The sequence below is a fragment of the Psychrobacter sp. T6-1 genome (genome assembly GCF_052258445.1).
Genome location: NZ_JBQQFC010000047.1, coordinates 1 through 12,750, shown reverse-complemented (window position 1 = coordinate 12,750; position 12,750 = coordinate 1). Strand labels below are relative to the sequence as shown.

10 protein-coding genes are annotated in these 12,750 nt (G+C 45.9%); 5 read left to right on the top strand and 5 right to left on the bottom strand.

Features of this window, described 5'->3' with window-relative positions; genetic code table 11:
- Window positions 1–10: 10 nt before the first annotated feature.
- Entirely contained in the window at window positions 11–1,129 is a 1,119-nt protein-coding gene (locus tag ACTXGO_RS04765) for a flavin reductase family protein (protein WP_443573509.1), read from the bottom strand.
- A gap of 435 nt (window positions 1,130–1,564) precedes the next feature.
- Between ACTXGO_RS04765 and ettA the strand changes: the two genes are divergently transcribed.
- A complete protein-coding gene (ettA, locus tag ACTXGO_RS04760; protein ID WP_317199620.1) occupies window positions 1,565–3,226 on the top strand; it encodes an energy-dependent translational throttle protein EttA in 1,662 nt (553 codons plus the stop codon).
- 103 nt (window positions 3,227–3,329) lie between these two features.
- On the opposite strand, the gene plsB is transcribed toward ettA, so the two are convergent.
- Window positions 3,330–6,119, bottom strand: a complete 2,790-nt coding sequence (gene plsB / locus ACTXGO_RS04755; RefSeq protein WP_443573507.1) for a glycerol-3-phosphate 1-O-acyltransferase PlsB — start codon at window positions 6,117–6,119, stop codon at window positions 3,330–3,332.
- 223 nt (window positions 6,120–6,342) lie between these two features.
- Between plsB and ybaK the strand changes: the two genes are divergently transcribed.
- Together ybaK and ACTXGO_RS04745 are read left to right on the top strand one after the other, a co-directional pair.
- Entirely contained in the window at window positions 6,343–6,831 is a 489-nt protein-coding gene (gene ybaK, locus ACTXGO_RS04750) for a Cys-tRNA(Pro) deacylase (protein WP_443573506.1), read from the top strand.
- 78 nt (window positions 6,832–6,909) lie between these two features.
- Window positions 6,910–7,287, top strand: coding sequence for a 5-carboxymethyl-2-hydroxymuconate Delta-isomerase (locus ACTXGO_RS04745; RefSeq protein WP_443573505.1), 378 nt, complete (start codon window positions 6,910–6,912; stop codon window positions 7,285–7,287).
- Between the two features lie 102 nt (window positions 7,288–7,389).
- Here ACTXGO_RS04745 and ACTXGO_RS04740 read toward each other — a convergent pair whose 3' ends face one another.
- Window positions 7,390–9,210 (bottom strand): acyl-CoA dehydrogenase C-terminal domain-containing protein, encoded by a 1,821-nt coding sequence (locus ACTXGO_RS04740; protein ID WP_435950064.1) that lies wholly within the window; start codon window positions 9,208–9,210, stop codon window positions 7,390–7,392.
- A gap of 439 nt (window positions 9,211–9,649) precedes the next feature.
- Window positions 9,650–10,513 (bottom strand): shikimate dehydrogenase, encoded by an 864-nt coding sequence (gene aroE / locus ACTXGO_RS04735; RefSeq protein ID WP_435950065.1) that lies wholly within the window; start codon window positions 10,511–10,513, stop codon window positions 9,650–9,652.
- Between the two features lie 382 nt (window positions 10,514–10,895).
- Between aroE and ACTXGO_RS04730 the strand changes: the two genes are divergently transcribed.
- Both ACTXGO_RS04730 and ACTXGO_RS04725 read left to right on the top strand, forming a co-directional pair.
- Window positions 10,896–11,549, top strand: a complete 654-nt coding sequence (locus ACTXGO_RS04730) for a hypothetical protein (RefSeq protein ID WP_443573503.1) — start codon at window positions 10,896–10,898, stop codon at window positions 11,547–11,549.
- A 32-nt stretch (window positions 11,550–11,581) separates the two neighbouring features.
- Complete coding sequence (locus tag ACTXGO_RS04725; RefSeq protein WP_443541174.1) at window positions 11,582–12,541, top strand: aminotransferase class IV; 960 nt, start codon at window positions 11,582–11,584, stop codon at window positions 12,539–12,541.
- Window positions 12,542–12,547: 6 nt separating this feature from the next.
- Here ACTXGO_RS04725 and ACTXGO_RS04720 read toward each other — a convergent pair.
- On the bottom strand, window positions 12,548–12,750 hold a 203-nt coding region (locus tag ACTXGO_RS04720; protein ID WP_443573502.1), incomplete at its 5' end, for a DpnD/PcfM family protein.

The window sequence follows — 12,750 nt, the reverse complement described above, 5'->3', positions numbered from 1 at the left end:
AGTTACTGAGTTAAACGTCGAGCACGACGTCTGTTAAAGGCACTGTAATACAAGTCTGAATGGACTCAAAACCATCACTACTAATTGAGCCTGTCTGAATATTTTTGACTTGACCACTGATTTTTTGGCAGCGGCATAAATGACAGATACCTTGACGACAACCATAGGGCAGACGTATACCTGCCTTTTCAGCACCAGCAAGTAAAGTAGTATCACTTGTGAACTGTCGCTGGCGCGCTCGTAGAGATATGGTTCGCTCTACGATATCAGCCGCGCTTTGCTCTTTACTATATCCAAAATCACTACTGCCAAAGCGCTCTACAGTGATATTATCACGCAGTGATACGTCGTCTAAATCAATCTCGCTTGCTGCTTGATATAAACTTGATAACAGTTCTTGCGCGCCGCAGGCATATACTTGCGTTTGCTCAAGTGGCAGTCCTAGTGATAACAAGCTCTGAGTATTTAGATGACGACTACTGGCAAGATAAGTACTAGAATCTTTAGTGATTATCAAATGATAACGAAACGCAGGATAAGTCGATGCCAATACTGACCAAAAAGACGTCAGTATAGGCGTACGATTGTAATGCAGTAGCGTAACCGTCCGCCCACTCTTTAGGGCTTGAGTTATCAGTCCTAACATCGGCGTAATACCGCTACCACTGGCAATACATAATATGGGCGCAGAGTCATCTAGAGCAGATGGCAGTATAAAACTACCGCTTGGAGTGCTGCACTCAAATACATCACCAAGCGCTGCTTGCTGCGTTAAATGTTGAGAGACCAAACCTTGAGCCTTTATCGCTATAGTTAGTGTCTGCACCTTTTTGCTATGCCACCATAACGGCTGCTGCGGGAGTCCAACTATCGAGTACTGGCGCTGATGACGAACACCGTCAATCGGTACAATAAGACTAAGATGTTGCCCACCATCCCAGTTATTTCCCGATTGCTGACGAAATGCATAATTGGTCTCAAATTGAAGCGCGACTAGATTATCGCCTAGCCTATGCTTGGCTAATAAGCGTAGTTTAGGAGACGTCAAAGACCAAAAGGGGTGCACGCGAGTACCAACAAAGTCTATAAAAGCGCGCTGAATAAGCTCAGGATGGTAGCCAGTTGACATAAATAGAGCCCCTTTAACTTAGCGTCACTGCCGACATTTACTACCTCAAAACTATCATTATTAGGCTAATCATAGTTTAAACAGCAGCACTAATTTATTAAGTTATATTAACATAATAGACTTTATTGATTAATTCTATAGTAAGTTTGATGCAAAATTTTGTAGGACTTATAAAACAGAAATCTATCAGCGCCTACGCTTAGCTATCATTATTATTGTAAAGCCCGAGTTTTAATGACTGCTTTTATGCAAAAAAAAGACGACAGCCTGCAAAAACGACTGAACCTGCCAGAAAACAAGCTCTCAGCTTGCAGGGGCTAGAGGACAATGCGATAATGGCAGACAATTTATATCTTATTCCAAAGCAGTTGCTACTCGCATGATAAGCATTATGCGCGCCCAATTGCTCTCTCTAGGTAGTCCATCGGAGTATCAATGGCTCAATATATCTACACGATGAACAACGTGTCAAAACTTGTTCCGCCTAAGCGCGAGATTCTAAAAAATATTAATTTATCATTTTTCCCAGGTGCCAAAATCGGGGTACTCGGTATCAATGGTTCGGGTAAATCAACCTTACTACGTATCATGGCAGGCGTAGATACCGAATTTAGCGGCGAAGCACGCGCGCAAACGGGCACCAAAATCGGTTACTTACCGCAGGAACCACAGCTTGATGATAGTAAAGACGTCCGTGGTAATGTCGAAGACGGCATGCGTGAAGCGTTAGATGCGCTAGCTCGTCTGGACGCTATCTATGCTGAATATGCCGAACCTGATGCAGACTTTGATAAGCTTGCTGAGGAACAAGGCAAGATGGAGGACATCATTCAAGCGTGGGATGCCCACAACCTAAACACTCAATTAGAAAAAGCTGCTGATGCTTTGCGCCTGCCGCCATGGGATGCTGATGTCAGCAAACTATCTGGTGGTGAAAAACGCCGCGTAGCACTATGCCGTTTGCTACTATCACGTCCTGATATGCTATTACTTGACGAACCAACTAACCATTTGGACGCCGAATCTGTCGCTTGGCTTGAGCAGTTCTTACAGAACTACAGCGGTACTATCGTGGCTATTACCCATGACCGTTATTTCTTAGATAACGTCGCGCAGTGGATCTTGGAGCTAGATCGTGGCCATGGCTATCCGTACGAAGGCAACTATACGGAGTGGCTAGAGCAGAAGAACACGCGTCTAGAGCAGCAAAATAAGCAAGAAGAATCCTTCGCTAAAGCGCTGAAAAAAGAGCTTGAGTGGATCCGTAAGAATCAAAAAGGTCAACAGACGAAGTCCAAATCTCGTGTACAGCGTTTTGAAGAGTTAAATTCAACGGAATTTCAAAAGCGTAATGAGACCTCGGAGATTTATATCCCGCCAGGTCCACGCCTTGGCAATAAAGTCATCGAAGTCAACGATATCTCTAAATCATTTGGCGATCGTTTGCTGTACAAAGACTTGAGTTTCAACGTACCAGCAGGTGCTATTGTCGGTATTATCGGTCCAAATGGGGCGGGTAAAACCACCTTGTTTAACATGATTACTGAACGCGATACGCCAGATACAGGATCAGTCGATTTGGGTGAGAGCGTCAAGGTCGCTTACGTCGGTCAGGTACGTGATAACCTAGACGATAGCAAGACGGTTTGGGAAGAAGTGTCTGACGGCCTAGATATCATTACCGTTGGTGACTATACGACGCCAAGCCGCGCTTATATTGGCCGCTTTAACTTTAAAGGCTCAGACCAGCAAAAGCACGTCGGTCAATTATCAGGTGGTGAGCGTAACCGCTTGCAACTAGCGAAGACGCTAAAGCAAGGCGCAAACGTATTGCTCCTTGATGAACCCTCAAACGATTTGGATATCGAAACCTTGCGTGCGCTTGAGGACGCGATTCAAGTATTCCCAGGTACGGTGATGGTGGTCTCGCATGATCGCTGGTTCCTTGACCGTATCGCGACTCATATCTTAGCCTTTGAAGAGGAAGGCCCTGTATGGTTCGATGGTAACTATACTGAGTTTGAAGCGTATCGTAAAAAGACCATGGGTGACGATGCAACGCCTAAGCGCATGAAGTATAAGAAGATTAGTACCTAAGCCAATTATTTGACTTATTCCAATAAAAAAGACCTCTAATATTAGAGGTCTTTTTTTGTATTAAACTATAAAGAAATTAAAACTATAGAGTAATTAGTACGGATTAACGCTTACGCCCAAACTTACGCTGTTTTTTATTGCTAATTTCAGTAATGGCGTGGGATATCTCTTCTTCATCGAGGCTTGCCACTTGCTGCAAGGTCTGCATGATATCAGTACTGAGCACATATTTGGCATATTGCGCGATATCATTGATACGCTGATCAAAGCTTAGCACGCCTGTTTCAGCATCTTTTTTGAGGTAATCGAGACGTATGAGCGCGGTGACAAAACTAGTAAACAGCGCGCGGTCAAAGAAGTCAGGAATATCATCAGCATAGAGTACTGATAAGCGCTGACCGAGCAGGTGACACAGATCGACCACTTCATCCTCAGTTAGATTGCCAGAGCCTTGCTGCGCAAGTAGGGCCAGCGTCATAAAATAACGCTCAAGGCTTTGCTCAACAGGCGTTGCGAGCACTTGTAGCTGCTGATAGCTGCTGCTATTGGCTTCAGGAGTGCTTAGCATACCATCGCTAAGCTCAACGATAAGACCATGCGCGATCATATTATCGATCTTTTTATTGAGCGTGTCCGTCAATCCGTGTGCAGGATAATACAAAAACAGCTCACTTTGTAAGAACGGATATAACTGCTCGACGATGTTATCAAGACGGCTGCGTTCGATACGACCATTACGGGCAACGAGTGCCGCTAAAAATGACATCAATATAAAGACATGCAAGATGTTATTGCGAAAGTAGCTCAGTAGTGCCGCTTGCTTGCCTGCAACTTGAATGATATCACCCAAAATGTGCGGTATACGTTCAATGAGTTTGAGCTTGATACCATAATCGATAATCTGCTGCGGGGTCATGTCGGTGACGATAGTATCGTCAGAGTAGGGCATATGACTGGCGATATTGTGATAAAGCGCGATTTGCTCGCGGCAGATATCTTCATCCAAAGCCGCCTTTGGAGCTGATAGTAATACTAAGGAGAGTAGCGATACTGGATTAACGACCGCTGCTTTATTAATGTGCTGCATGATCTTGATACCGATATTATCGACCATTGCACTCGTATTATCATCAAGCGGTGTATCGGTACGATCGGCGGGCAAGCTATTGGCGAGCACATCGAACTTTTGCATAAAGTCCTCGATGTGTAGCGGCGTTCCAAAGCTCAGATGTACTGACCCAAAGATTCGCTCGATCTTACGGCCGACTTTGAGCAGACCTATGAGCGACTCGGACTCTTTAGGCTTACCCTTAAGCTCACCAATGTAGGTAACGCCTTCCATAATGCGCTCGTAACCGATGTAGGTTGGAATAAACACCACAGGTTTATTGGTATGGCGCAGCTGACTATGAATGGTCATGGCGAGCATGCCCATCTTAGGCGGTAGTAAGCGCCCTGAACGCGAACGCCCACCTTCGACGAAGTATTCAATAGGCGTATTACGCGTGATAAGCGTATGCATATATTCGCGCAAAACGGCGGTATATAACGCATTACCACGAAAGCTGCGGCGAATGTAAAAAGCCACAGCGCCGCGCAGTAGCGGCCCCAATACAGGCACGTCCAAGTTGTCACCAGCAGCGACATAAGGGATGCTCAGGCCGCGCTTGTAGATGACGTATGAGAGCAATAGATAGTCGACATGGCTGCGATGACAAGGCACGTAGATGATCTCATGATCGGTTGCCAGCGCGCGCACGCGCTCAAAATGATGCACCTCAACGCCGTCATAGAGCTGCGTCCATAGCCAAGTCAAAAACTTATCAAAGATACGAATCACTTGATAGGAGTAGTCGTTGACCATCTCATTGGCATAACCTTTGGCCGTCGCTCGCGCCTCTTTATCACTCACGCCGCTCGCCGCTGCTTCAACCTCTATCGCGTGTTTGATAGCAGGGGAGTAGATAAGCTTATCGACTAGATTGCGTCTGTCTGATAAGTCAGGACCAAGCATGCTGGCGCGCTGTTTATCGAGATAAATATTAAGCTGCTGCTGTAATGAGCGTACCAGCTCACGGTGACCATCACTGGCTGTGATAAGTGCGTGCGGCGCAGCATCACTATCTACTTTACCTATACTAGAAGTATTAGTGTCAGAGATACTAGATTCAAAAGGACTTACAATATCTGCTGCTGTTAAATCAGCAATATCGACTGCTACTGATTCCGATATATCCTCCATCAGCTCATCGGCTATTAAATCATCAGGCAGGCGCTTATAGATAGCTTGACGTAGGTCCTGCGGCGCATGAAACTGCACAAAAGTATCACGGCCCATTACCCCGATATTGAATAACTGCTTGGTAATACCCGGGTCTTCCCAGTTGTCGGTCATGAGTAGCTTAAACAGCGAGTCTTCTTTATCAGGCGCGCGTCCCCACAGTATGGAGACAGGTATGAGCCGAATGTTTAGATCTGGATACTGCAAAACAGCGGCAATCAGTCGTGCCAAACGCGGTGAGAGCTCATCATCTTTAGCCTTAGGATGATGCAAAAATATGATACCCGCGTTCTCATAGACATTATGTGTACTGTCGTCGACTTCAACCAAGGCTGGCGGTAGACCGTGCTCCTGGGTTTGTAGATCAATAAGTAAGCTATTAGAGCGTGAATAGTCTTGTAGCACATAAAAGGTCAGCGTTTGGTCGCCCTCATCAAATTGTGGGACCTCGCCTAACAGTTTAGGTTTGACTGCGACATCTAGCGCTTGCCCAGACAGCTTGCGATACAGCTGACTGATGGGCGTATTGCCTTGAGGCTTGTCTATCAACTGCGCTGAGTTGTCCTTAATAGGGGCTTTAAACAGGCGTTTTTTTATAAACTTAGGTATCATAATAAGGTATCAAAAGTTGTAAAATGTAATACAGGCATGATGCCATAAAATGCTATAAAACGATATATCCTGTCTGTATTCACTGTTAATATAATCTTACCAGCGTCGATCTTAACTATTTAAGGTACCACTTCACTATCTTCAGTGTCGCTCAATCACTTAAGGTACAAATAGCAAGATACTGACGTCAACATGAATACTCTCACTTGCATGGTTAGCGCTTATGACTCCAGCTATCAATACTGCCAAAAAACAGCATCTTGATTATCAATTGCATGAATATGCTCATGATAGCAATGCAGCGTCTTATGGACTCGAGGCCGCCTATAAGCTTGGCGTAGCAAGCGCTCAAGTCTACAAAACCTTAGTAGTAGCGAGTGACACAGGCGTGCTTGCCGTTGCTGTACTGCCCGTAGATAACACCTTAAACTTTAAAAAAATGGCCAAAGCTTTATCTATCGATCACGGTTTATCCTGCAAAAAAGTACAACTAGCAGACCCCAAACAAGTGGCGCGTAGTACAGGCTACGTGCTCGGCGGCGTTAGCCCCTTAGGACAAAAAAAGCGCCTAGCCACTATTATTGATAGCGCCGCTACTGATCAGGCAAGCATTTACGTAAGCGCAGGTCGCCGCGGCCTTGAAATTGAGCTACCTCCTCAGCAGTTGGCTAAGACGATTGACGCCCGTTTTGCAGATATTGTCGACAGCTAAACACTCATAATATTAGCTATGCTCTCTATGAGCTAATATTTATTGAACCCCAAACACACTATATATAAGAGACTACCTATGCCGCATCTTACTGTTCAAGCCACGCCCAACGTCACCATCCCTCATGAGGAGTCTTTGCTAAGGGCGCTAAACCTTGCACTTTGGGAGAGTGGACACTTTGGCAAACGCACGGATATCAAAGCGCGCATACTGCCTATCGATACGTTTTTGGTGGGGGTGGAGGATGATGAACAAGAAAACGGCTTTATCTATCTGCATCTAAAACTAATGGCAGGGCGCGATATCGTTGCGCGCAATCAGCTCTGCGAGCTCATCGTCACCACCGCTGAGCGTCTACTTAAAGATGAGCAGTCAGGCCGCGCGAGTATACAAGTATGCGCTGAGGTTGAAGAGATTAGTGCGGTCTATCATAAGAAGTTTTTTGACTTACCCTAGGGCATGTTTGATATTCATATTTTTTAAGTCAAAAAAAGCGCCTCAATTGAGACGCTTTTGTTATTAACTTATGGGTGTTGACTTATGGGTATAAGTTCAGCTCTAGTCTAAAAAGGCAAAGCTATCGATAGGCATATTCATCATGCTCTCGCTTGGCGCGACCATGGCTTCTGCGTGACCTGAAGTACGTGGCAATAACTTATCAAAGTAAAATTCTGCTGTTTGAATCTTAGCTTCATAGAACTCTGGCGCTTCAACGCCGCCATTCTCTAATTTGTCATAAGCGACTGCAGCCATACGAGCCCAATGATAACCCATCATCACATAGCCTGAATACATCAAGAAGTCATCTGATGCCGCTGAGATGATTTCGCGATCTTTACGTGCCATTAGCATTAAGCGTACCGTCAACGTATTCCATTCAGCACATAGCTTGGTGAGTGCCCAGACGAATTTACGCATGTCTTTATCAAGCGCATACTCGCCGCACCATTTCATGATGCTTGAGGTGTAATCACGGATGATTTTACCTTTAGATTGCAAGATAACCTTACGACCTAATAAATCAAGCGCCTGAATACCTGTGGTACCTTCGTACATGGTTGCGATACGAGCATCACGAGCGATCAGCTCCATGCCCCACTCTTTGATATAGCCGTGACCACCGTATACTTGCTGACCGTGCTTGGCCGCCTCAATACCTGTTTCAGTCAAAAAGCCCTTTAGGATAGGGGTGTAGAATCCTAATTTGTCATCCCACTTTTCAAACTCTTCATCATTGCCATTAGCCACGCCTTGCGCCATTTTGTCCGCATAACGCGCCGCATGATAAATCATCGAGCGACCGCCTTCGGCAAAGGCTTTTTGCGTAAGCAGCATACGACGTACGTCAGCGTGATGAATAATGGCATCCGCTACTTTTTCAGGATCTTTGGTACCTGACAGGGCGCGCATAGAGCGGCGATCTTTGGCATACGGAAGTGCGTTTTGAAACGCCAGCTCAGTATGAGCCAGACCTTCGATACCGGTACCGATACGGGCAGTGTTCATAAAGGTGAACATGGCTTTTAGGCCGCGATTAGGCTCGCCGATAAGAAAGGCAGTCGCTTCATCGAAGTTGAGTACGCAAGTCGCTGATGAGCTGATACCCATTTTGTGCTCGATAGAGCCACAAGTAACGCCGTTACGCTCGCCCACTTCGCCATCACTATTTGGCAAAAATTTTGGCACGATAAATAGTGAGATACCACGGGTACCACCTGGCGCATCTGGTAAGCGCGCTAATACGATATGGATGATGTTCTCAGTTAAGTCATGCTCACCGCTTGAGATAAAGATTTTGGTGCCACTAAGCTTGTAGCTACCGTCATCTTGCGGAATAGCTTTTGACTTGACCTGACCCAAGTCGGTACCGCAATGCGGCTCAGTTAGACACATGGTACCTGCCCATGAGCCTTCAACCAATTTATGCAGGTACGTCTCTTTTTGCTCATCAGAACCGTATTGCATCATCGTATTGATACAACCCGTTGATAAGCCAGGATACATCGACCAAGGCCAGTTAGCTGTACCGATGATTTCAGCTTTGATGAGGTTGATAGACATTGGCAAGTTCATACCGCCGTAGGCTTCAGGATATGAGATACCTTGCCAGCCGCCTTCAACGAACTGCTCATACGCCTCTTTAAAGCCCTTAGGCGTAGTCACAACGCCGTCTTCAAAATGACAGCCTTCTTCGTCAGCAGGCTGGTACAAAGGCGAGAGAATATTCTCAGCAAAGTCGGCCATGCCTTGCAAGATCATGTCAACGGTTTCAGGATCGGCATTTTCACCATTGTCTAGGTCTTTGTAATGCGTCTGAAAGTCAAAAACATCGTTTATCAAAAATTTGATATCGCGTAAAGGTGCTTTATAAGTCAACATAATTAAGTCTCTTTGATGGATTCGCTCAAATCAGTCCAACAGCAAAGAATCCGCTGTATAAATGAAAGTCACTATTGTCTAATAGCGATACGATAGGTAAAAGAATTCTGAGGTCATTTTTTGTAAACTGTTTCTTTATAAATAACCCATAAATGGTGCTAATCGCACCATTGTCAGCCCCACCTGCCTCTATAATTATCGGTAATGAATCATGCTGATAATCAATCGACGTCGTACAAGGGCAGCTGTGATAGCGTCAGTATAAGTCTTATTTGATCACAAAGACACAATACATAAATATAATTCATATTTCAATAGTCCAAGTATTCATTTAAGTTATATTAAATGACGTGTTAGGTCACAATATATATTTTATAGGTGCTCAAATGCCTAAACCTCTATAGATTTGGTAACTATTAAAACCTATGATCAAAGCTATTTATAAATCAGCACTTAACGCTGCAAAAGCTTGCTCAACATCGACAGTGTGACCCGTCCAGCGCATAAAACTCAAAGCCGCTTGGTGTATGAGCATGCCATAGCCGTCTGAGGTTTGTGCGCCGCGCGTCTCAAAATGCTGCAAAAAAGGTAAGGTTTTGCCATACATCATATCGTAGGCGTAGCGGGTATTTAGCTGGTCAGATAAGGGCAAAGTAGCCTCGGTCAGGCCAATTGAGGTGGCATTGATAATAATATCAAAATCACCGTTTAATTCGCTGGTCGTACAGACTTGTATATCATGATGAGCAATCTGATCACTGGCAGCGCTTAGCTCATTGACCAAGGTTTGCGCCTTACTTACAGTGCGATTAGCAAGGGTAAGCTGGGTGATGCCCGCTTCGATAAGCGGTAATATGACCCCGCGCGCCGCACCGCCTGCACCGATAATAGCCACTCGCGCCCCTGCCAAAGACCAGCTAAGACTATTGATATGATTGATGAGTCCCTGACCGTCGGTATTATCGCCGTAGATTGCCTCAACAGCAGGTATGCCTTGATCTAACAGCGCTTGATTGAGCATTAAGGTATTGACTGCGCCTGCGACTTTGGCATGTTCAGATAGGCCGCCACGTGCTTGAGAGCAAGCAAAAGCGCTTTGTTTAAAGGGTACAGTCACATTAGCGCCCACGCCGCCGCCGTTAAAAAATGCCTCAATCACAGCGACAAAGCTGTCCTCGCTATCGGGGCAAAACTGGCGCTGATAGGAGATATCAAGCTGCGCCTGCGCGGCAAAACGCTGATGAATATGGGGTGATTTGCTATGAGCGATGGGATTGCCAATGACGATAAAGTGCTGAGTCATACCGAGTCTATCCTAAGCATAAAAAGCTATGATAAGGGATAAACAATCCTTTAACAAATTTGTACTCGCAGCGATTGTTATCTGTAACGTCATGACTAGTCAAGGCTTGGACACTTAGGTAAACTGTTGGCACGAATAACTGTTAGCACGAACATGAATAGCCGACGCTAATATAGTGACTAACAGATAGCAGTGACTAATAGATAGTGACGTTAACGGTGAGCTGCACGCTTAAGGATTGGCGCAATTATTGCACTCATCAATAGCAGTAGTGATTTAGTGTAGCTTGTACGAGCTGACGCAAAAACAGCTAAATACGCTCTAAGAAAACATACTATCCTCAGCTTTGAACCCTAAGCTTTATAACGACAAGCCCTTAAGTGTGAGTAAACGACCTATGTGGAACACCCCTTTACAGACCTTTGCTATGACTATAATGATGGCCGCTGGCCTCTCATTGAGTGCTTGTAGTGGTTCTGAGACCCAAGTCAGCGAGACTGAGACGCCAGAGAATACCGAGCAGGTTGTGGTCGAGACCTCAACCGACGCTACCGATTTGGACGGCGCTGTCAGTGATCAAGGTACGCCCGTTGTCTACGAGGTATCCACTTGGAGCACTGAGGCGGTCACGCCTGTAGAGGTAAGTAATCTAGACGGTATTACCGCTACTTTGGGCAGCGTCGTCAGTACCGATGAAAACAGCTTGGACTACGCGAGTAATCCGGCGTCCAAATACCGCTTGATGGAAGCCGATCAGCCTTATTTAGATGTCATAGACTCAGATAAGTATCTGGAGCTGGGCTGGTACTACGCCAATCCTACTGACTCAGATGCCGAAAAAGAGCTGAGCCTTAATCACGCCAAAAAATCTCATACCGTCGTACGCCAGCTGATGGGTAACGATGGCAGTAAGCTGCTTGCCAATATGCTCAGCGGTCAAATCATCAAAAACGAAACCATCGGTGGCCAAAAGGTCGAGCTGGCAAAGTGCGAGTTCTATAGCTGTATGCTCATACTCAATAAGTCAGGCGCTTAAATCCATGAAGCCTGTATCATGAGCTTTGAGTCATGAAGGTTCAGTCGAGCGCTTGGATACGTCTGACGATGCAAGATGAGTCGTCTTTTGAGCCAATAATAGATGAGCCTGCCGCCCTAACGCCAGACAATCGCGGCATGGCTTATGGCGATGGCTTTTTTACGACGATGGGCGTTATAGATGGCATGATACTCTGGCAAGACTATCATGCCGCCCGCCTGATATCACATAGCGCGGCATTAGAGCTAGGTGTAGACGCGCAAGCTTTGATACATCACTTACAACCTATTGCCGAGCGTCTTAATCAAGGCATGCTCAAGCTTGTTATTACTCGCACGCCGCAGCGCACGCGCGGCTATGGTTATAGCCCTGGTAATATAGGGCAAGATTGTGAGATATGGCTCAAATCCTCCGCGTTATCGCTCACCACATCAGCGCATTTGTCTTTGCCAGATGGGCGCACGGTGTTTCAGCAGCCCTTTAAACGCGCTATTTGCTTATCCGCGCAGCTTGCTTGCCTGCCACCGCCGCTCGCTGGACTCAAAACGCTAAACCGACTCGATAGTGTGCTGGCAAGTGGCGAGCTGCAACGCGTGCAAGCACATACCAATAAGGAGTGGGGGGAGGGGCTGGTACGCGACGTGACCAATGCTTGGATTGAGGGTACGATGAGCAATGTGTTCTATCAGCTCATAGATGCGGGCGATAACATAAAAGCTAATGATCAAGGCACAAACGTACCGTACTCGATGGACGGTCTAACGAGTGGTCAATGGTATACGCCGTCGATGGCACGCTCTGGAGTTGCAGGAGTGATGCGCCAAGTCATCATCGATGCCTTAGCTACTACGGATAAACCTGTCATCATCCGTCCGCTAGTAGATGAAGATTTGCCCATGCTAAGCCAGATGTTCTTTTGCAATGCGGTACGCGGCATCATGCCTGTATCTGATTTAACATTGTTGACGGGTGAGGTGGTGAGGTTTTGCTAAAATCATTCATTTCACCCCGAAAATATTAAATTTGGTATCAATCAAATCATCGTAGTTGAGTTCTATATCCTCATTTCTATACCTTTCGCGCGCTTCTAAAATCGCTGATGAGTCGTCTTCGGCAACGACCTCTATAATAGCGCTCATCGTCTCGACTATTTCTATCTCGTAAGTGTATAAGTCTTTTTTAATCGTCATCATTTTTCTCA

Excerpts from the sequence above, each read along its gene's own strand:
- ACTXGO_RS04765 (WP_443573509.1), bottom strand. The coding sequence starts at position 1,129 with ATGTCAACTGGCTACCATCCTGAGCTTATTCAGCGCGCTTTTATAGAC.
- ettA (WP_317199620.1), top strand. The coding sequence starts at position 1,565 with ATGGCTCAATATATCTACACGATGAACAACGTGTCAAAACTTGTTCCG.
- plsB (WP_443573507.1), bottom strand. The coding sequence starts at position 6,119 with ATGATACCTAAGTTTATAAAAAAACGCCTGTTTAAAGCCCCTATTAAG.
- ybaK (WP_443573506.1), top strand. The coding sequence starts at position 6,343 with ATGACTCCAGCTATCAATACTGCCAAAAAACAGCATCTTGATTATCAA.
- ACTXGO_RS04745 (WP_443573505.1), top strand. The coding sequence starts at position 6,910 with ATGCCGCATCTTACTGTTCAAGCCACGCCCAACGTCACCATCCCTCAT.
- ACTXGO_RS04740 (WP_435950064.1), bottom strand. The coding sequence starts at position 9,210 with ATGTTGACTTATAAAGCACCTTTACGCGATATCAAATTTTTGATAAAC.
- aroE (WP_435950065.1), bottom strand. The coding sequence starts at position 10,513 with ATGACTCAGCACTTTATCGTCATTGGCAATCCCATCGCTCATAGCAAA.
- ACTXGO_RS04725 (WP_443541174.1), top strand. The coding sequence starts at position 11,582 with ATGAAGGTTCAGTCGAGCGCTTGGATACGTCTGACGATGCAAGATGAG.